The sequence below is a fragment of the Rhizobium ecuadorense genome, assembly GCF_001187535.1.
Lineage (GTDB): Bacteria > Pseudomonadota > Alphaproteobacteria > Rhizobiales > Rhizobiaceae > Rhizobium > Rhizobium ecuadorense.
Window position 1 is genome coordinate 1 of the sequence record NZ_LFIO01001686.1, and the last position, 300, is coordinate 300.

Genomic DNA, 300 nt, shown 5'->3' on the forward strand with positions numbered 1-300 from the left:
GCGAAAGAACCCTGCCGCTTCTGCAATTTGCGCGGCCTCTGTCGCGTCTACGAGGAGCTTGTTTGATGTCGCGACTGACGACCATTACCGCCGCCGCTGGCGCCGGAAAGACGACGAGGATCGTCAATGACATCGCCGACGAGGTTCTGGTGCGTACGCCCGAACAGATCCTTGCGACGACGTTCACCATCAAGGCGGCGGATGAACTTGTCGAATGCGCCCGTGCCAAACTATTTGAGCAAGGCAAGGCGGACGCAGCTGCCCAGTTGCTCGGTGCGCGCTTCGGCACTGTCAACGCCG

At 61.0% G+C, this 300-nt stretch carries 1 protein-coding gene; it reads left to right on the top strand.

The window, feature by feature from the left end; genetic code table 11:
• Positions 1-65: 65 nt before the first annotated feature.
• Positions 66-300, top strand: a 235-nt coding sequence (locus tag AF337_RS33035; RefSeq protein WP_152971315.1) for a UvrD-helicase domain-containing protein, incomplete at its 3' end; no start/stop codon positions are given.